Annotated in this window: 13 protein-coding genes; 8 read left to right on the forward strand and 5 right to left on the reverse strand. The window is 73.0% G+C overall.

The features are described 5' to 3' along the window. The first annotated feature begins 136 nt into the window (after nucleotides 1-136). The 3 genes from ACZ6Y7_RS15560 (at nucleotide 137) to argF (ending at nucleotide 5707) form a co-directional block, all read left to right on the forward strand. Complete coding sequence (locus tag ACZ6Y7_RS15560; protein WP_465758779.1) at nucleotides 137-1864, forward strand: 3' terminal RNA ribose 2'-O-methyltransferase Hen1; 1728 nt, start codon at nucleotides 137-139, stop codon at nucleotides 1862-1864. Then, nucleotides 1861-4476 (forward strand): polynucleotide kinase-phosphatase, encoded by a 2616-nt coding sequence (locus ACZ6Y7_RS15565; RefSeq protein WP_465758417.1) that lies wholly within the window; start codon nucleotides 1861-1863, stop codon nucleotides 4474-4476. Before ACZ6Y7_RS15560 ends, ACZ6Y7_RS15565 begins: the two co-directional genes overlap by 4 nt. Nucleotides 4477-4705: 229 nt before the next feature. After that, nucleotides 4706-5707, forward strand: a complete 1002-nt coding sequence (gene argF, locus ACZ6Y7_RS15570) for an ornithine carbamoyltransferase (protein ID WP_465758418.1) — start codon at nucleotides 4706-4708, stop codon at nucleotides 5705-5707. A 36-nt stretch (nucleotides 5708-5743) separates the two neighbouring features. Here argF and ACZ6Y7_RS15575 read toward each other — a convergent pair whose 3' ends face one another. The 3 genes from ACZ6Y7_RS15575 to ACZ6Y7_RS15585 all read right to left on the reverse strand — a co-directional run bounded on the left by ACZ6Y7_RS15575 (nucleotide 5744) and on the right by ACZ6Y7_RS15585 (nucleotide 7631). Beyond that, nucleotides 5744-6277, reverse strand: coding sequence for a superoxide dismutase family protein (locus ACZ6Y7_RS15575; RefSeq protein ID WP_465758419.1), 534 nt, complete (start codon nucleotides 6275-6277; stop codon nucleotides 5744-5746). Between the two features lie 156 nt (nucleotides 6278-6433). Continuing rightward, a complete protein-coding gene (locus ACZ6Y7_RS15580; RefSeq protein ID WP_465758420.1) occupies nucleotides 6434-6850 on the reverse strand; it encodes a type II toxin-antitoxin system VapC family toxin in 417 nt (138 codons plus the stop codon). 406 nt (nucleotides 6851-7256) lie between these two features. Continuing rightward, the gene (locus tag ACZ6Y7_RS15585) at nucleotides 7257-7631 is read right to left on the reverse strand and encodes a hypothetical protein (RefSeq protein WP_465758421.1); all 375 of its coding nucleotides are present in this window, start codon (nucleotides 7629-7631) and stop codon (nucleotides 7257-7259) included. A 29-nt stretch (nucleotides 7632-7660) separates the two neighbouring features. Between ACZ6Y7_RS15585 and ACZ6Y7_RS15590 the strand changes: the two genes are divergently transcribed. From ACZ6Y7_RS15590 to ACZ6Y7_RS15605, 4 genes are all read left to right on the forward strand, one after another. Then, the gene (locus ACZ6Y7_RS15590) at nucleotides 7661-8698 is read left to right on the forward strand and encodes a hypothetical protein (RefSeq protein ID WP_465758422.1); all 1038 of its coding nucleotides are present in this window, start codon (nucleotides 7661-7663) and stop codon (nucleotides 8696-8698) included. After that, entirely contained in the window at nucleotides 8695-8850 is a 156-nt protein-coding gene (locus ACZ6Y7_RS15595) for a hypothetical protein (RefSeq protein ID WP_465758423.1), read from the forward strand. Before ACZ6Y7_RS15590 ends, ACZ6Y7_RS15595 begins: the two co-directional genes overlap by 4 nt. Nucleotides 8851-9033: 183 nt before the next feature. Then, nucleotides 9034-11679, forward strand: coding sequence for an aconitate hydratase AcnA (gene acnA, locus ACZ6Y7_RS15600; protein WP_465758424.1), 2646 nt, complete (start codon nucleotides 9034-9036; stop codon nucleotides 11677-11679). A gap of 149 nt (nucleotides 11680-11828) precedes the next feature. Further along, on the forward strand, nucleotides 11829-13151 hold the full coding sequence (locus ACZ6Y7_RS15605) for a glycoside hydrolase family 18 protein (protein WP_465758425.1): 1323 nt from the start codon (nucleotides 11829-11831) through the stop codon (nucleotides 13149-13151). A 164-nt stretch (nucleotides 13152-13315) separates the two neighbouring features. On the opposite strand, the gene pepN is transcribed toward ACZ6Y7_RS15605, so the two are convergent. Beyond that, nucleotides 13316-15952, reverse strand: a complete 2637-nt coding sequence (gene pepN / locus ACZ6Y7_RS15610) for an aminopeptidase N (RefSeq protein ID WP_465758426.1) — start codon at nucleotides 15950-15952, stop codon at nucleotides 13316-13318. 245 nt (nucleotides 15953-16197) lie between these two features. Here pepN and ACZ6Y7_RS15615 point away from each other — a divergent pair, with 245 nt between their 5' ends. Continuing rightward, a complete protein-coding gene (locus ACZ6Y7_RS15615) occupies nucleotides 16198-16830 on the forward strand; it encodes a mycothiol-dependent nitroreductase Rv2466c family protein (protein ID WP_465758427.1) in 633 nt (210 codons plus the stop codon). A gap of 128 nt (nucleotides 16831-16958) precedes the next feature. Here ACZ6Y7_RS15615 and ACZ6Y7_RS15620 read toward each other — a convergent pair whose 3' ends face one another. Next, nucleotides 16959-18368 (reverse strand): amino acid permease, encoded by a 1410-nt coding sequence (locus ACZ6Y7_RS15620; RefSeq protein ID WP_465758428.1) that lies wholly within the window; start codon nucleotides 18366-18368, stop codon nucleotides 16959-16961. Nucleotides 18369-18470 lie beyond the last annotated feature (102 nt).

Here is an 18470-nt window from a genome sequence, read left to right on the forward strand (position 1 = left end):
TAACCAATGCGGGGCTCCAGTGCCGAACACGACCACCGTCCGGACATGCCCGGCGGATGTCCCGGCCACCGGGGCACCGGGCGGGAAAACCCGGTGCTCAGCGGCCGTGCGCTCGGCAATACTTCGGCGGGTGTTCATGTCGATCTCCACCACCGGCAGCGCCGAGGACCCGGCGACGGATCTCGGGTTCCTGCTGCACAAGCATCCCGGCAAGGTCCAGCGGTTCACGACGTCCCACGGCGAGGCCCACGTCTTCTACCCCGAGGCGGGGGACGAGGTCTGCACGGCGGCGCTGCTGCTGGACATCGACCCGGTCGCACTGGTCCGCAAGGGCCGGGGCGACGGCAGGGGGCGCGGCGGCTCGCCCGACTTCGCGCTCTCCCAGTACGTCAACGACCGCCCGTACGCCGCGTCCTCGCTGCTCGCGGTGGCGCTGCGGACGGTGTTCCGGTCCGCGATGAAGGGCGCCTGCCCGGCCCGCCCCGAACTGCCGGGCCAGGCCCGCCCGCTGCGCATCGAGCTGCCCGCCGTGCCCGCGAACGGCGCGGGCGAGGGCGGCGGTCCGGCGATGGTGTCCCGGCTCTTCGAGCCGCTGGGCTGGCGGGTCGAGGCGGCGGCGATCCCGCTGGACGAGGCGTTCCCGGAGTGGGGCGACTCCCGCTACGTGCGGATCGCGCTCACCTCCCAGACGGTCCGGCTCGCCGAGGCGCTCCAGCAGCTGTACGTGCTGCTGCCGGTGCTGGACGGCGCCAAGCACTACTGGGTCGCCCCGGACGAGGTGGACAAGCTGCTCGCGGCGGGCGAGGGCTGGTTGGCCACCCACCCGGAACGTGCCCTGATCACCCGTCGCTACCTGGCCCGGCGCTGGTCGCTGACCCGGTCCGCGATGGAGCGCCTGGAGCTGGCCCGGCTCGCCGAGGCGGACGACCGCGAGGTCGAGGAGATCGACAACGCGGTCGACGACCGTCCCGAGGAGGAGGCCGGCCCGGGAACCGCCGGGGACGACCCGCAGCACCCCGCAGACCAGCGCCCCGCGCACCCGCAGCACCCCGGGGACCTCGGGCACGCGGAGCCGGAGCAGCCGCCCCGCCCGCCGTCCCTCGCCGAGCAGCGCCGCGGTGCGATCCTCGACGCCCTGCGGGAGACCGGCGCCTCCCGGGTCGCCGACCTCGGCTGCGGCCAGGGCGAGCTGATCGGCGAGCTGCTCAAGGACGCCCGGTTCACCGGCATCCTCGGCGTGGACGTGTCCGTGCGGGCGCTGCAGGCGGCGAACCGGAAGCTGCGCCTGGATCGGTTGCCCGAGCGGCAGGCGGCCCGGGTGACGCTGACGCAGGGCGCGCTGACCTACACCGACGCCCGGCTGAAGGGCTTCGACGCGGCGGTGCTGTGCGAGGTGATCGAGCACCTGGACCTGCCGCGGCTGCCCGCCCTGGAGTACGCCGTGTTCGGCGCCGCCCGTCCGCGGGCCGTCGTCGTCACCACGCCGAACGCCGACTACAACGTGCGGTGGGAGAGCCTCCCGGCGGGCCGTGTCCGGCACGCCGACCACCGCTTCGAGTGGTCCCGCGCCGAGTTCCGGGCCTGGGCCGAGAAGGTCGCTGCCGCCTACGGCTACACCGTGGTGCTGCGCCCGGTCGGCCCGGTGGACGAGGAGGTCGGCGCGCCGACCCAGCTCGCCCTGTTCACCGCGGCCACACCCCCGGGCACCGACCCGACCCCCACCGACCCGACCCCCACCCACCCGACCCCCACCGACCCGACCCCCACCGACCCGACCCCCACCGACCCGACCCCCACCGACCCGACCCCCACCGACCCGACCCCCGCCGACCCGACGACGCCCGAAGGAGGCGAACCCCGATGACCGACGCCACCGCCGACGACACCGCCGACGAGACCGCCGAGCGCACCGCACCCCGCCGCCTCCCCGTCACCGACGTCTCGCTCGTCGTCCTGATCGGCACCAGCGGCGCGGGCAAGTCCACCTTCGCCCGCCGCCACTTCCTGCCCACCCAGGTCGTCTCCTCGGACTTCTGCCGCGGCCTGGTGTCCGACGACGAGAACGACCAGTCCGCCTCCGCCGAGGCGTTCGACCTGCTCCACTACATCGTCGGCAAGCGCCTGGCGGCCGGCCGGCTGACGGTCGTGGACGCCACGAACGTCCAGCCCGAGGCCCGCCGCCAGCTGGTCCGGATCGCCCGCGAGCACGACGTGCTGCCGATCGCGATCGTCCTGGACGTCCCGCCGGGCGTGTGCGCCGAGCGCAACCGCTCCCGTCCGGACCGCCGGCTGCCCGCCCACGTGATCCCGCGCCAGAACCGCGAACTGCGCCGTTCGTTGCGCGGCCTGGAGCGCGAGGGCTTCCGCAAGGTGCACGTCCTGCGCGGCGAGGCCGAGGTGGCGTCGGCCGAGATCGAGCTGGAGAAGCGGTACAACGACCTGCGCCACCTCACCGGTCCGTTCGACATCGTGGGCGACATCCACGGCTGCCGTTCCGAGCTGGAGGCCCTGCTGGCCCGCCTCGGCTACTCCCTGACCCGGGACGCCGAGGGCCGCCCGGTGGACGCCGTGCACCCCGCCGGCCGTACCGCCGTCTTCGTCGGCGACCTGGTCGACCGCGGCCCCGACACCCCGGGCGTGCTGCGTCTGGTGATGGGCATGGTCGCGGCCGGCCACGCGATCTGCGTGCCCGGCAACCACGAGAACAAGCTCGGCCGGGCGCTGGACGGCAGGAAGGTCACCGTCTCGCACGGCCTGCAGGAGTCGCTGGACCAGCTGGCGGGGGAGTCCGAGGAGTTCAGGGCCGAGGTGCGCGCCTTCATGCGCGGCCTGGTCAGCCACTACCTGCTGGACGGCGGCGCCCTGGTGGTCTGCCACGCCGGCCTGCCGGAGAAGTACCACGGCCGCAACTCCGGCCGGGTCCGCTCGCACGCGCTGTACGGGGAGACCACCGGTGAGACCGACGAGTACGGCCTGCCGGTGCGCTACCCGTGGGCGGAGGAGTACCGCGGCCGGGCGCTGGTCGTCTACGGCCACACCCCGGTGCCGACGGCGAGCTTCGTCAACAACACCATCTGCCTGGACACCGGCTGCGTCTTCGGCGGGAGCCTGACCGCGCTGCGCTACCCGGAGCGCGAGCTGGTGAGCGTCGAGGCCGAGCGCGAGTGGTACGCCCCGGTGCGCCCGATGATCACCGACGCCCCCGGGGCCAGGGAGGGCCGCCCGCTGGACCTCGCCGACGTGGCCGGGCGCCGGATCGTCGAGACCGGCCTGCACGGGCGGGTCGCCGTCCGGGAGGAGAACGCGGCGGCCGCGCTGGAGGTGATGAGCCGGTTCGCGCTGGACCCGCGGCTGCTCGCCTACCTGCCGCCGACCATGGCTCCCAGCGCCACCTCCCGTCGGGACGGCTACCTGGAGCACCCGGAGGAGGCCTTCCTCGCCTACCGCGCGGACGGCGTCCGGCACCTGGTCTGCGAGGAGAAGCACATGGGCTCGCGCGCGGTGCTGCTGGTGGCCCGGGACGGGTCGGCGCTGGAGCGCCGCTTCGGGGTGCCCGGTCCGGGCGCGATCTGGACCCGCACCGGCCGGGCGTTCCTCGACGACGACGGGCTGACCGCCGCCGTGCTGGACCGGGTGCGGGCGGCCGGCGAGCGCGCCGGGATCTTCGAGGAACTGGGCACCGACTGGCTGCTGCTGGACGCCGAGCTGATGCCGTGGTCGCTGAAGGCGGTCGAGCTGCTGCGCCGCCAGTACGCGGCGGTCGGCGCGGCGGCGGGTGCGGCCCTGCCGGAGGTGCTGTCCGCCCTGGAGCGGGCGGCCGGGCGCGGGCTGGACCTGGCCGGACTGACCGCCCGGCAGCGGCAGCGCTCCGCGGACGCGCGGGCGTTCACCGAGGCGTACCGGCGCTACTGCTGGCCGACCGAGGGCCTGTCGGGCATCCGGCTGGCGCCGTTCCAGCTGCTGGCCGCCGAGGGTGCGAACCTCGCGGTGCGCCCGCACGACGAGCACTTGGCCCGGATCGACCGCCTGGTGGCCGCCGACGACGGGGAGCAGCCGGTGCTGCACCGCACCGGCCGGATCCTGGTGGACACCGAGGACGAGGCCTCGACGGCCGCCGCCACCGCCTGGTGGGAGGAGCTGACCGCCGCCGGCGGCGAGGGCATGGTCGTCAAGCCGCTGGCCTCGCTGGTGCGGACCTCGCGCGGCGAGGGCCGCCCGGGCGGGCTGGTGCAGCCCGGGGTGAAGGTGCGCGGCCGGGAGTACCTGCGGATCATCTACGGTCCGGACTACACCGAGCACCTCGACCGGCTGCGGCAGCGTTCGCTGGGCCACAAGCGCTCCTTGGCGCTGCGCGAGTACGCGCTGGGCCTGGAGGCGCTGGACCGGCTGGCGGCCGGGGAACCGCTGTGGCGGGTGCACGAAGCGGTGTTCGCGGTGCTGGCGCTGGAGTCGGAGCCGGTCGACCCGCGGCTGTGACGGCGCGGGGCCGCGGGCGCGGTCTCACGGGCCGCGCGGCCACGGCGTCACACCCTGCGCGGCCACGGCGTCACACCCCGCGGGCCACGCGCCACGGGTCACCGGACCCGCGCGGAGGGGAGTCCCGGGGGACGGGACTCCCCTCGCCCACCCCACGCCTGTATAGAAATTCCGGTTGTCGTATACACTTGCCAGCCTTCCCCTTGTCCCGTCACCCCAGGAGCCCGGTATGGCCTTCAACCTCCGGAACAGGCACTTCCTCAAGGAACTCGATTTCACGCCCCAGGAGTTCCGCTTCCTGGTGGACCTCGCCGCCGGCCTCAAGGCCGCGAAGTACACGGGGACCGAGCAGCCCCGGCTGCGCGGCAAGAACATCGCGCTGATCTTCGAGAAGACCTCCACCCGCACCCGCTGCGCCTTCGAGGTCGCCGCCCACGACCAGGGCGCCACCACCACCTACCTGGACCCGGCGGCCTCGCAGATCGGTCACAAGGAGTCCATCAAGGACACCGCCCGGGTGCTCGGCCGGATGTTCGACGGCATCGAGTACCGCGGGCACGGCCAGGAGGTCGTGGAGGAACTCGCCACGCACGCCGGCGTGCCGGTCTGGAACGGCCTCACCGACGAGTGGCACCCCACCCAGATGCTGGCCGACGTGCTCACCGTCACCGAGCACACCGTCAAGCCGCTCACCGAGGTCGCCCTCGCCTACCTGGGCGACGCCCGCTCCAACATGGGCAACTCGCTGCTGGTCACCGGCGCGCTGCTCGGGATGGACATCCGGATCGTCGCCCCGCGCGTCCTCTGGCCGACCGAGGACGTGCAGAAGTCGGCGCGGGCCCTGGCCGAGTCGACCGGCGCCCGGATCACCCTGACCGAGGACGTCGCGGAGGGCGTGGCCGGCGCCGACTTCCTCTACACCGACGTCTGGGTCTCGATGGGCGAACCGAAGGAGGTGTGGGCCGAGCGGATCGAGCTGCTCAAGCCCTACCAGGTGTCGATGGACACCGTCCGGGCCACCGGCAACCCGGCCGTGAAGTTCCTGCACTGCCTGCCGGCCTTCCACGACCTCGGCACGGTGGTCGGGCGGCAGATGTACGAGGCGACCGGGATGACCGAGCTGGAGTGCACCGACGAGCTGTTCGAGTCGCCGCACTCCATCGTGTTCGACCAGGCCGAGAACCGCCTGCACACCATCAAGGCGGTCCTGGTCGCCACCCTCGGCTCCTGAGACCGACGGGCCCGGGGCCCCGGCCCAGGGCGGGCCCTACTGCTCCAGCCTGACGCAGGCCACCCGGTCGCCCGCCGCGTGCGGGCCGGCCGGGGTGCCCGCGTGCAGCACCAGCGAGCGCGCCTCGCCCGGCCGAGGCTGCCAGTCCACCGCGGCCGTGGCGGTCCCCTCGCCGCGCTCGTCGGTGCGCAGCACCAACCGCAGTTCGTTGCGCTCGTTGGCGTACGCGGGATCGGCGGACGGCTGCACCGGGTCGACCACGTCCTGGTAGTGCGGTCCGGAGGAGGCCGGGTCGGCCCCGCAGCTCCGGGTGTGCAAGTGCGCCGGGAACTCGTGGTCGGCGGCGAGCCCGGACACCGTCAGGGTGAGCACCGTCCGCCCCGGCACCGAGCGGTCGGTGACGACCCGGACGTGCGAGCCGTACGGCACCAGGTCGTCCGCGTAGCTGATCGCGGCCGGCGGGACGAAGGCGGTGGCCGGGTCGAAGTCGGCCTCCATGACGGAGAACGGCGGGACGGCGGGGGCGAGCAGGGCCAGCGGTACCAGGGCTGCGGCGAGCGGAGCGGGCATCGGTCGGGCCTTCCACGGGCAGGGCGACGGTCACCCTGCTAACGGCACCCGCCGGCGGAGGACACCCCCTGGCCCTCCGTACCACCGCACGCGCCGCCAGGACCGACTCGCGCCCCGCCCCGCAGCCCCGGACGCCCCGCGCCGAGTCGGCCCGCCTCAGCCCCCTCGGACCGGCTCGCGCCGGATCCCCCGGATCTCGCAGCGCGGCCCACTGGCCCGCATCAGCCGCAGGTCGGCGGTGACCAGCGGCGCCCCGTACCGTTCGGCGACCGCGACGTAGGCGGCGTCGTCCGGGGTCAGATTGTCCTTGAGCTCCCAGATCCGGCCGAGCAGCGGTGCCACCTCGACCTTGCGGATCGCCACCGAGGCCAGCTCGCCGGTGAGTTCGGCGACGCGGTCGGCGGTCAGCTCCTCTGCCAGGTAGAGGCCGCGCAGCGACTGCATCACCTCGACCACGATGTGCTCGGGCGCCAACCACTCCCCGTCCGAGGCGAGTTCGTCCCGGGCGGCGGCTCCGCGCGGGCCCTCGTCGGCCAGCGCCAGTACCAGCGCGGACGCGTCCACGACGATCATCGGAGTCCCCCTCTGCCTGTCAGGTCCGGGGCCACCGTACCCGGACGGTCCGGCCGCGGGCTCGGCGAGCTTTCGGTGGCCGCCGTCCGGGAGCGCGGCGGCCGAGCAGGCCCGGACGGCCGGGCGGTGGTCGCGCAGCTGTGGCCGCCGTCGTAGCCGATGACGAACGGGCCCGCCCGGAGCCCGGCTCCGGCAGGCTCCGCCGAGAACCGCCGCCGAAAACGGCCCCCGAGAACCGCCGCCGAAAACGGCCCCCGAGAACCGCCGCGAGAACGGCCGCTCGAACCGCCCCCGAGAACGGCTCCCGAGAACGGCTCCCGAGAACGGCTCCCGAGAACGGCTCCCGAGAACGGCTCCCGAGAACCGCCGCCGAGAACCGCCCGCGAGAACGGCCGCCGGCCCCGGTTCACCCCCCGAGCGGGAACCCCTTGAGCAGGCCCCCGAGCAGGAAGCCGGCGAGCACCGAGGCGGCGTTGGCGGTGGCGGAGGCGGCCCAGGGGAGCGCGGTGCGGGCCGGCAGCCCGGTGAGTGGGGCCATTAGGGCGCCCTCGACCAGGCAGACGCCGGCCTCGCCGAGCGCGAAGGCGGTCCAGTACGCTGCGGCGGGCCCGGCGGCGTACGGCCGCAGGGACCACCAGAGCAGCGGGTGCGTCAGCAGGTTGACGAGGACGGCGGCACCGGCGGCCCGGGCGGGCCGTGGGCCGCCGGCCCGGGTGAGCGCGGCGGTGTAGACGGGGACCTCGACCAGCAGGGTCAGGGCCAGGGCGAGGGCGTAGGGCACGGCGGGGATCGTGCCACGGGGAGGGGACCATGGCCACCGAGGTCGCAGCCGCACCGGCGTCGACGGTCCCGCCGCTGTGGCCCGCGCCCGGTCCGGCGGCCCGGCTGGGCGCCGGGCCGTTCGCGGGTTTCGCGCTGGCGGCGGTCCTGGCGCTGGCGCTGGCCCTGCGGGCGCCGACCGGTCTGGCGGTGCTGGGTCTGGCCGCCTTCGGCCTGCTGCACAACGTGCTGGAGCTGCGCTACGTGGCGGGCCGGTTCGCCGCCGTGCTGGCGGGCCCGCTGCTGCGGCTGCTGCTGGCGCTGGTGACGGGCATCGTGGTGTGCCGCCTGCTGCCGCCCTCCCGGGTGTCCCAGGCGGCGGAGATCCTGCTCGCGTACGGCCTGCTGGCGGCCGCCTGCCGGTACGGGCTGCGCTCGCGGCCGCGGCTGCTCGCCGGGAGCGCGGTGCTGCTGGCCGGGGCGTGTTCGGCCTCGCTCGCCTTCCCGGCATACCACTTCGTGGTGCTGGCGCACCTGCACAACGTGGTGCCGCTGCTGTTCCTGGCCGAGTGGTCGCGCCGGTTGCGGCGCGGGAGGGCGGCGTTCCTGGTGCTGCAGGGCGTGTGGGTGCTGCTGGTGCCGGCCCTGCTGCTGAGCGGCCTGCTGGACGGTCTGCTGGTGCAGCGTCCGGGCGGCTGGACGGACCGGCTGGCCGCGGCCTACACCCCGCCGGCCTGGCTGACGCCGCAGGCCGGCCTGCGCTTCCTGGCGGTGTTCGCCTTCCTGCAGACGATGCACTACGTGGTCTGGGTGTGGTTCCTGCCCCGGCACGCGCCGGAGGCGGCGGAGCGCTTCGACGCCCGGGTGCCCGCGCTGCGCGGGTGGCGGGCGTGGGCGCTGGGTGCGGGGGCCGGCGTGCTGCTGGCGCTGCTGTTCGCGGCGGACTACGCCGAGGGCCGGTCGTTGTACGCGGCGCTGGCGAGTTACCACGCCTACCTGGAGTTCCCGGTGCTGCTGGCGCTGGTCCTCGGCGTCGGCGCGCGGGTGGGTACGGAGCGGAGCGCGGATGGAGCGGAGGTGAAGAGATGAGGACGATCCTGCTGGCGGACGTCGCCCCCTCGCCGGTCGCCGGTTCGGGTGGTGAGCTGGTGGTGGTGCTGCTGATGGCAGCCGCGGTGGTGGCGGGAGCGGTCTGGCTGATCAGGCTGGAGCGCAAGCGGCGCGGCCCGGACGGCGAGTGAGCCACGGCATGCACTATGGTTTATCTCGACATCGAGATAACTGCCCCTTACGATATATCTCGACATCAAGATACTTGCCGAGAGGCGCGCACCGGCGATGCGGGCAAGGTGAGCCTAAGTAAGGCTGACCTTACCACCGCGTGGCGGCCGGATATCGCACGAAGCACCCAGAAGGAGTCAGTCGTGTCCGCGAACAGCTTCGACGCCCGCAGCTCGCTGCAGGTGGGCGACGAGTCGTACGAGATCTTCAAGCTCTCCGCCGTCGAGGGTTCCGAGCGGCTGCCGTACAGCCTCAAGGTGCTGCTGGAGAACCTGCTCCGCACGGAGGACGGCGCGAACATCACCGCCGACCACATCCGGGCCCTCGGCGGCTGGGACGCCGACGCCCAGCCGAGCCAGGAGATCCAGTTCACCCCGGCCCGCGTGATCATGCAGGACTTCACCGGTGTGCCGTGCGTGGTCGACCTCGCCACCATGCGCGAGGCCGTCAAGGAGCTGGGCGGCGACCCGGCCAAGATCAACCCGCTGGCCCCGGCCGAGCTGGTCATCGACCACTCGGTCATCGCCGACAAGTTCGGCACCAAGGACGCGTTCACCCAGAACGTCGAGATCGAGTACGGCCGCAACAAGGAGCGCTACCAGTTCCTGCGCTGGGGCCAGACCGCCTTCGACGAGTTCAAGGTCGTCCCGCCGGGCACCGGCATCGTCCACCAGGTGAACATCGAGCACCTGGCCCGCACCGTCATGGTGCGCAACGGCCAGGCCTACCCGGACACCTGCGTCGGCACCGACTCGCACACCACCATGGTCAACGGCCTGGGCGTGCTGGGCTGGGGCGTCGGCGGCATCGAGGCCGAGGCGGCCATGCTCGGCCAGCCGGTCTCCATGCTGATCCCGCGCGTCGTCGGCTTCAAGCTGACCGGTGAGCTGCCGGCCGGCACCACCGCCACCGACCTGGTGCTCACCATCACCGAGATGCTGCGCAAGCACGGTGTGGTCGGCAAGTTCGTCGAGTTCTACGGCGACGGCATCGGCGCCATCCCGCTGGCCAACCGCGCCACCATCGGCAACATGTCGCCGGAGTTCGGCTCGACCTGCGCGATCTTCCCGATCGACGCCGAGACCATCAACTACCTGCGCCTGACCGGCCGTGACGAGCAGCAGCTCGCCCTGGTCGAGGCGTACGCCAAGGAGCAGGGCCTCTGGCACGACCCGTCGGTCGAGCCGGTCTACTCCGAGTACCTGGAGCTGGACGTCTCCACCGTCGTCCCGTCGATCTCCGGCCCCAAGCGCCCGCAGGACCGCGTGGTCCTGGCCGAGGCCGCCGAGAAGTTCGCCGAGGCGCTGCCGGCCTACTCCGCCGAGGCCTCGAAGCCGACCACCGTCACCGCCCCCGACGGCTCGACCTACGAGATCGACAACGGCGCGGTCGTGATCGCCTCGATCACCTCCTGCACCAACACCTCCAACCCCTCCGTCATGCTGGGCGCCGCCCTGCTGGCGAAGAAGGCCGTGGAGAAGGGCCTGCACGTCAAGCCCTGGGTCAAGACCACCCTGGCGCCCGGCTCCAAGGTCGTCATGGACTACTACGAGAAGGCCGGCCTGCTCCCGTACATGGAGAAGCTGGGCTTCAACCTGGTCGGCTACGGCTGCGTCACCTGCATCGGCAACTCGGGCCCGCTGCCCGAGGAGGTCTCGGCCGCCGTCAACGAGTCCGACCTCGCGGTCGTCTCGGTGCTCTCCGGCAACCGCAACTTCGAGGGCCGGATCAACCCCGACGTCAAGATGAACTACCTGGCCTCCCCGCCGCTGGTGGTCGCCTACGCCCTCGCGGGCAACATGAACGTCGACATCACCAAGGACGCCCTGGGCCAGGACGCCGACGGCAACGACGTGTTCCTCGCCGACATCTGGCCGTCCGAGCAGGAGGTCGCCGACGTCGTCGCCGGCTCCATCGACGAGGCCATGTTCGACAAGGGCTACCAGGACGTCTTCGCCGGTGACCACCGCTGGCAGTCGCTCCCGGTCCCGACCGGCAACACCTTCGAGTGGGACGCCGAGTCCACCTACGTCCGCAAGCCCCCGTACTTCGAGGGCATGGCCAAGACCCCGAGCCCGGTGACCGACATCGCCGGCGCCCGCGTCCTGGCCAAGCTGGGCGACTCGGTCACCACCGACCACATCTCCCCGGCCGGCAACATCAAGCCGGGCACCCCGGCGGCGCAGTACCTGACCGCCAACGGTGTCGAGAAGCGCGACTTCAACTCCTACGGTTCCCGTCGCGGCAACCACGAGGTGATGATCCGCGGCACCTTCGCCAACATCCGCCTGCGCAACCAGATCGCGCCGGGCACCGAGGGCGGCTACACCCGCGACTTCACCCAGGCCGACGCGCCGGTGTCGTTCATCTACGACGCCTCGCAGAACTACCAGGCCGCCGGCATCCCGCTGGTCGTCCTGGCCGGCAAGGAGTACGGCTCCGGTTCGTCCCGCGACTGGGCCGCCAAGGGCACCGCGCTGCTCGGCGTCAAGGCCGTCATCGCCGAGTCCTACGAGCGCATCCACCGCTCGAACCTGATCGGCATGGGCGTCCTGCCGCTGCAGTTCCCGGAGGGCGAGAACGCCGACTCCCTCGGCCTGACCGGCGAGGAGACCTTCTCCATCACCGGCGTGACCGAGCTCAACGAGGGCCGCACCCCGAAGACCGTCAAGGTCAAGGCGGGCGACAAGGAGTTCGACGCGGTCGTCCGCATCGACACCCCCGGTGAGGCGGACTACTACCGCAACGGCGGCATCCTGCAGTACGTGCTGCGCAGCCTGATCGGCTGAACCGAGCAGTAGCCCCGAGGGGCCGGACCGCGCGCGGTCCGGCCCCTCGTGCGTTCCCCGCGCTCCCCTTGTGCGTTCCGGCGCAATGGACTAAACCTCTGTGTCGTCTGGTCCAGACCACTTGACGATGCCTCAGAGACAGGTCCGGTATGCCCACACGCGCCTCCGCCATGCTCGCCGCCGCCACCGTCGCCGCCCTGCTGACCACCACCACCGCCACCGCGACCGCCGCCGAGGCCCGCCACGCCCCCCGGCTGAAGGGCCAGCGGGTGGGCTACTTCACCCAGTGGGGCGCCGACAGCTCCGCCAAGCGCGTCCAGCAGTCCGGCCAGGCGGCCAAGCTCACCGTCATCAACTACGCCTTCGGCAACGTCTCCGCCGACGGCACCTGCTTCGAGAGCAACGACCCCGGCCAGGGCGACGCCCGCGCCGACTACCAGCGGGCCTTCTCCGCCGCCGAATCGGTGGACGGCGTGGCCGACGCCCCGGACCAGAGGCTGAAGGGCCACTTCAACCAGCTGCGCAAGCTCAAGGCGAAGAACCCGCGGCTGCGCACCGTCATCTCGCTGGGCGGCTGGAGCTGGTCCCGGTACTTCTCCGACGCGGCCGCCACCGACGAGGCCCGCAAGAAGTTCGTCTCCTCCTGCATCGACCTCTACCTCAAGGGCGACGTGCCGGTCCTGGACGGCTCCCCGGAGGGCGGCCGGGGCGCGGCCGCGGGCGTCTTCGACGGCATCGACATCGACTGGGAGTACCCGGGCGGCGGCGGGGACGCCGGCAACGTGGTCCGTCCCGAGGACGGCCGCAACTTCACGCTGCTGATGGCGGAGTTCCGCCGCCAGTTGGACGCGCTGAGCGGGCGGAAGGGCGGGCACTACCTGCTGACCGCCGCGGTGGCCGCCAACGAGACCGTCGCCGACCGGCTCGAACTGCCCGAACTGAGCGAGTCGGTGGACTGGCTCAACCTGATGACCTACGACCTGCACGGCCCCTGGGAGGGCAAGGGCCCGGCCGCCCACCAGGCCAACCTCTACCCCGACCCGGCCGACCCGGACCCCCGCCGGCGCAGCGCCGACCAGGCGGTGGAGCACTACCAGGAGCGCGGCCTGCCCGCCGAACAGCTCGTCCTCGGCGCCCCGCTCTACGGCCACGGCTGGACGGGCGTCGCCCCCGGCGGGCGCGGCGGCCTCTTCCAGAGCGCCACCGCCCCCGCACCCGACCACTCGTACCAGGAGCTCGACGCGATGCCGGGCACGGTCTACGTGGACCGCGAGCACGGCGCCTCCTGGAAGTACGACGGCACCACCTTCTACAGCTACGACACCGCCGAGGTGCTCACCCAGAAGGCGCGGTACGTGCGCCGCAACGACCTGGGCGGCGTGATGGTGTGGTCGCTGGACGGCGACGACAGCCGGGGCAGCGCGATCGCCGCGCTGGACCGCGGCCTGGACCGAGGCCCGGGCCGCGACTGACGCCCGCCGGGCCCGGCGCCCCGGGGCCCGCCGGGTTCCGCGCCCCGGGGCCCACCCCCGCCACGCCGGAGCGCCCGCCGCGTCGCAGGGCCCGCCACGCCGCAGGGCCCGCCGTGACGACACGGCGGGCCCTGCGACGGGCGGCGCCTAGGGGCGCCGGGACGTCAGGCCCGGTCGCAGGCCTGCGCCCGCAGCGCGCGGCCCAGGTCGTCCCGGCGCTCCAGCACCAGGCGGCGCAGCGCCGGCGCGGCCTGCGGGTGCCCGTCCAGCCAGGCGTCGGCCTCGGCCAGGGTCTGCTCGTCGGTCTGGGCGCCCGGGAAGAAGCCACCGACGAACCGCATCGCGATCTCGATGGTCCGCTCGGCCCAGATCTTCTCCAGCAGCTTGAAGTACGGGGCCGCGTACAGGGCGGTCAGATCGCGGTGGGCGGGCAGCGCGAAGCCGGCGATGTTGGCCTCGACCAGGGCGTTCGGCAGCTCGTCCGAGTCGACCACGGCCGACCACGCCGCGGCCTTGGCCTCCGGGGTGGGCCGGGCGGCCAGGCACTGGGTGTGCTGGCGCTTGCCGCCGGCGGTGTTGTCGGCGGCCAGCTCGGCGGCCAGTTCCTCGTCGGAGGCCTGGCCGGCGGCGGCCAGGGCCAGCCACAGCGACCAGCGCAGCTCCTGGTCGACGTCCAGGCCGTCGATCCGGGCGCTGCCGGCCAGCAGCCCGCGGACCAGACCGAGGTGCTCGGCGCCGCCCGCGGTCTGGGCGAGGAAGCGGGCCCAGGCCAGCTGGTGATCGCTGCCGGGGACGGCGTCGCGCAGCTCGCGCAGGGCGCCGTCGGCGAGCAGCCGGCCGCCCTCGCCGCGCCACGCCGGGTCGGCGTACAGGTCGACGGCCGTCTTGGCCTGGGCGTGCAGCGACTGCAGCACGCCGATGTTGCCCTCCTGGCCGGCGAAGCGCAGCACCAGGGCGACGTAGTCGCGGGCGGGCATCAGGCCGTCCCGGGTGAGATTCCAGACGGCGGACCAGGCCAGCGCGCGGGACAGGTCGTCCCGGATGTCGCCGAGGCCGGTGCGCAGGGTCTCCAGGGAGTCCTCGTCGAAGCGGATCTTGCAGTAGGTCAGGTCGTCGTCGTTGAGCAGGACGAGCGCCGGACGGGGGCGGCCGACCGCTTCGGCGACCACGGTGCGGGCGCCGGTGACGTCCAGCTCGATCCGCCCGGTGCGGACCAGGGCGCCGTCCGCGTCCCGGTCGTAGAGTCCGACCGCGATCCGGTGCGGGCGCAGGCCGCGCGACGGCGTCGCGTCATCGTCCGCCGCGCCGTCCTGCAGGACGGCGAGTTCGGTGATCCGGCCCTCGGCGTCGGTGGTGACCTGCGGGGTGAGCGCGTTGACGCCGGCGGTCTGCAGCCAGGAGGCGGCCCAGGCCTTGAGGTCGCGGCCGCTGGTCTCCTCCAGGACGTCCAGCAGGTCGGCGAGTTCGGTGTTGCCGAAGGCGTGGCGCTTGAAGTAGCGGCGGGCCCCCTCGAAGAAGGCCTCCGAACCGACGTACGCCACCAGCTGCTTGAGGACGGAGGCGCCCTTGGCGTAGGTGATGCCGTCGAAGTTGAGCTTGGCGTCCTCCAGGTCCCGGATGTCCGCGGTGATCGGGTGCGTGGTGGGGAACTGGTCCTGCCGGTACGCCCAGGCCTTGCGCTGGTTGGCGAAGGTCACCCAGGCGGAGCTGTAGCGGGTGCGGGCGCCGATCAGGGCGTAGGAGCCCATGAAGTCCGCGAAGGACTCCTTCAGCCACAGGTCGTCCCACCAGCGCATGGTGACCAGGTCGCCGAACCACATGTGCGCCATCTCGTGCAGGACGACGTTCGCGCGGGCCTCGTAGGCGGCGTCGGTGACCTTCGAGCGGAAGACGAACTCCTCCTTGAAGGTGACGCAGCCGGGGTTCTCCATCGCGCCGATGTTGTACTCGGGGACAAACACTTGGTCGTACTTGCCGAAGGGGTACGGGTAGTCGAACTCCTCGTGGAAGAAGTCGAGTCCGAGCTTGGTGACGCCGAGGATCTCGTCCGAGTCGAAGTACGGGGCGAGGGACTTGCGGCACATCGCGGAGAGCGGGATCTCCAGCGTGCTGCCGTCGGCGAGTTCGCGGCGGTAGTGGTCGCGGGCGACGTGGTAGGGGCCGGCGACGACCGCGGTGAGGTAGGTGGAGATCGGCCTGGTCGGCGCGAACTCCCAGGTGCGGGCGCCGTCCTGCGTTGCGCCGTCCTGCGCGATGACGTCCTGCGTTGCGCCGTCCTGCGCGGTGACGTTCTCGTGCGGGGCGTTGGACCACACGTCCCAGGCGGCCGGGGCGGTCACGGTGAAGGTGAACGGGGCCTTCAGGTCGGGCTGTTCGAAGGTCGCGAACACCCGGCGGGCGTCGGCCGGCTCGTAGTGGGTGTAGAGGTAGGTCTCGCCGTCCGCCGGGTCGACGAAGCGGTGCAGGCCCTCGCCGGTGCGGCTGTAGGCGCAGTCCGCCTCGACGGTCAGCACGTTCTGCGCGGCCAGGCCGTCCACGTGGACCCGGGCGCCGTCGTAGGCGGTGGCCGGGTCGAGGGCGCGCCCGTTGAGGGTGACCGAGCGGACGGCCGGGGCGAGCAGGTCGAGGAAGGTGCCCGCGCCGGGCTCGGAGCAGCGGAACGCGATCGTGGTGGTGGAGCGGAAGGTGGCCGCCGCCGGGTCCGGCGCCGAGGTCACGTCCAGCCGGACCGTGTAGCCGTCCACGGCCAGGATGCTGGCCCGCTGCTGGGCTTCGTCGCGGCTGAGGTTCTTGCCCGGCACGGCGGTACTCCTTTGTCCGGCTCGCACGGTGGTGCGCGGTTGGGGTGGTGCGGTCTGTGCGCGGGTGTCGGCCGCGTCCGCGGGGTCATCCTTTCACGCTCCCCGCCGTCGGTACCATTGCACAGACCGTCGCGTCGGCGGCGGAATCAGCGGCGTCGGCCGGGTGTTGGGCCCCTGGGGGAGTTCCCCTGTCTCGGACCACCCGTCTCGGACCACCCCGACCACCTCACGAAGGACGATCCGCAGTGACGACTGCCGCTGAGCGCAAGACCGCCGACTTCTGGTTCGACCCGGCCTGCCCGTGGGCGTGGATGACCTCCCGCTGGCTGATCGAGGTCCAGCAGCTGCGCCCGGTCGACGTGCGCTGGCACGTGATGAGCCTGTCGGTGCTGAACGAGCACCGGGACCTGCCGGACAACTACCGCGAGCTGCTGAACAACGCCTGGGGCGCGGTGCGGGTGTGCATCGCCGCCGCCGAGAAGCACGGGGAGGAGGTGCTCGGCCGGCTCTACACCGAGCTGGGCGTGCGCTTCCACAACCAGGGCCTGCCGCAGAACCGGGAGACCATCGAGGCCGCCCTGGTGGCCGCGGGCCTGCCCGCCGAGCTGGCCGACGCGGCCGGCACCGACATCCACGACGAGGCCCTGCGCGCCTCCCACCAGGAGGGCATCACCCTGGTCGGCGAGGACGTCGGCACCCCGGTGATCGCGGTGGAGGGCGCGGACGGCGAGCGGGTCGCGTTCTTCGGCCCGGTGGTCACCCCGGCCCCGAAGGGCGAGGCGGCGGCCCGGCTCTGGGACGGCACCCTGCTGGTGGCCTCCACCCCGGGCTTCTACGAGATCAAGCGCACCCGGACGGCCGGTCCCTCCTTCGAGTAGCGGCGGCCGCGCGAAGGGGCCCGGTACCGAACTCGGTACCGGGCCCCTTCGGGTGCCGGAGCCGGCGGCGGGTACCGCCGGGTGGCGCGGTCGCCGTCGGCGGCGCCGGCCGGGTCCACGGCCGGGCGTCAGCCGGCGGCGTCCCGGCGCTGCTTCAGCAGACCGGCCACGGCCAGCACCGCGACCAGCACCCCGGCCGCGTACAGCTGCTCCCGGTTGCCCTCGGTGGTGGTCATCAGCGCGAGGATGCCGGCCACGCCGGCCATCGCGACCCAGGTCAGGTACGGGTAGCCCCACATCTTCACGGTGAGCAGCTCGGGCGCCTCGCGCTCCAGGCGGCGGCGCATCCTCAGCTGGACCGCGCAGATGAACAGCCAGACCACCAGGATGGCCACGCCGGTGGTGTTCATCAGCCAGGTGAAGACGGTGTCCGGCCAGAACTTGGCGGCCAGCACGGCGCCGAAGCCGAACAGGCAGGAGGCCAGCACGGCCCGGCGCGGCACCCCGCCGCCGACCTTGGCCAGCGCCTTGGGCCCCTGGCCTCGGCCGACCAGCGAGTACGCCATCCGGGAGGCGCCGTAGATGTTGGCGTTCATCGCCGACAGCAGCGCGATCAGCACCACGATCTGCATGATCACCCCGGCGCCGGGCACCCCGAGGTGGCGCAGCACGGTGACGTACGGGCCGTCCGCGACGACCGCCGGGTCCTTCCAGGAGACCAGGGTGACGACCAGGGCCATCGAGCCGATGTAGAAGATCGCGATCCGCCACACCGCGGTGCGCACGGCGTTGGCGACGTTCTTCTTGGGGTCGTCGGACTCGGCGGCGGCGATGGTGACGGTCTCCAGACCGCCGTACGCGAAGACCGAGGCGAGCAGACCGACGATCAGTCCGCTGACACCGGTGGGCAGGAAGCCGCCGTGGCCGGTGAGGTTGGACGTGCCGGGGGCGCCGGGTCCGATCACCCCGGCGATGCCGAGCCCGCCGAGGACCAGGAAGGCGACGATCGCGGCGACCTTGACGGTGGCGAACCAGAACTCGAACTCGCCGAAGTTCTTCACCGCGGTGAGGTTGCTGGCGCAGAAGAAGACCATGAACAGCGCGACCCAGACCCAGGCGGAGACGCCCGGTATCCAGCCGTTGACGATCTTCCCCGCGGCGGTGGCCTCGGCGGCGACCCCGCAGCAGAGCATCACCCAGTACATCCAGCCCGCGGTGATCCCGGCCCACGGGCCGATCTCCTTCTCGGCGTGCACCGAGAACGAGCCGGAGGCGGGGCGGGCGGCGGACATCTCGCCGAGCATCCGCATGATCAGCATGACCAGCAGGCCGGAGAGCACGAAGGCCAGGATGATCGCCGGGCCCGCGGCGGCGATGCCCGCGCCGGAGCCGACGAAGAGGCCCGCGCCGATCACACCGCCGAGGGCGATCATCGACAGGTGACGCTGCTTCAGCCCGTGCGAGAGCTGCTGGCTTCCCGGGGCCGTGCCTGCGGCGTCGGTCGTCCCGGGCGCCGGGGGCGCGGAGGTGGGGGCCATGGAGGTGGATCCAGACTGTGCGGTATGCGGCATGAGCTGTCCAATATCCGGGGACACCTCGATCCATGCCAAGCGGGTCAGGCCCGGGACCACATGCCGGAC

The organism is Kitasatospora sp. NPDC053308, assembly GCF_055585785.1.

Bases quoted from the DNA above. Each gene is read 5' to 3' on its own strand.
- ACZ6Y7_RS15560 (WP_465758779.1), top strand. From the start codon at position 137: ATGTCGATCTCCACCACCGGCAGCGCCGAGGACCCGGCGACGGATCTC.
- ACZ6Y7_RS15620 (WP_465758428.1), bottom strand. From the start codon at position 18,368: ATGGCCCCCACCTCCGCGCCCCCGGCGCCCGGGACGACCGACGCCGCA.
- ACZ6Y7_RS15590 (WP_465758422.1), top strand. From the start codon at position 7,661: ATGGCCACCGAGGTCGCAGCCGCACCGGCGTCGACGGTCCCGCCGCTG.
- ACZ6Y7_RS15580 (WP_465758420.1), bottom strand. From the start codon at position 6,850: ATGATCGTCGTGGACGCGTCCGCGCTGGTACTGGCGCTGGCCGACGAG.
- argF (WP_465758418.1), top strand. From the start codon at position 4,706: ATGGCCTTCAACCTCCGGAACAGGCACTTCCTCAAGGAACTCGATTTC.
- ACZ6Y7_RS15565 (WP_465758417.1), top strand. From the start codon at position 1,861: ATGACCGACGCCACCGCCGACGACACCGCCGACGAGACCGCCGAGCGC.
- ACZ6Y7_RS15595 (WP_465758423.1), top strand. From the start codon at position 8,695: ATGAGGACGATCCTGCTGGCGGACGTCGCCCCCTCGCCGGTCGCCGGT.
- ACZ6Y7_RS15575 (WP_465758419.1), bottom strand. From the start codon at position 6,277: ATGCCCGCTCCGCTCGCCGCAGCCCTGGTACCGCTGGCCCTGCTCGCC.
- ACZ6Y7_RS15605 (WP_465758425.1), top strand. From the start codon at position 11,829: ATGCCCACACGCGCCTCCGCCATGCTCGCCGCCGCCACCGTCGCCGCC.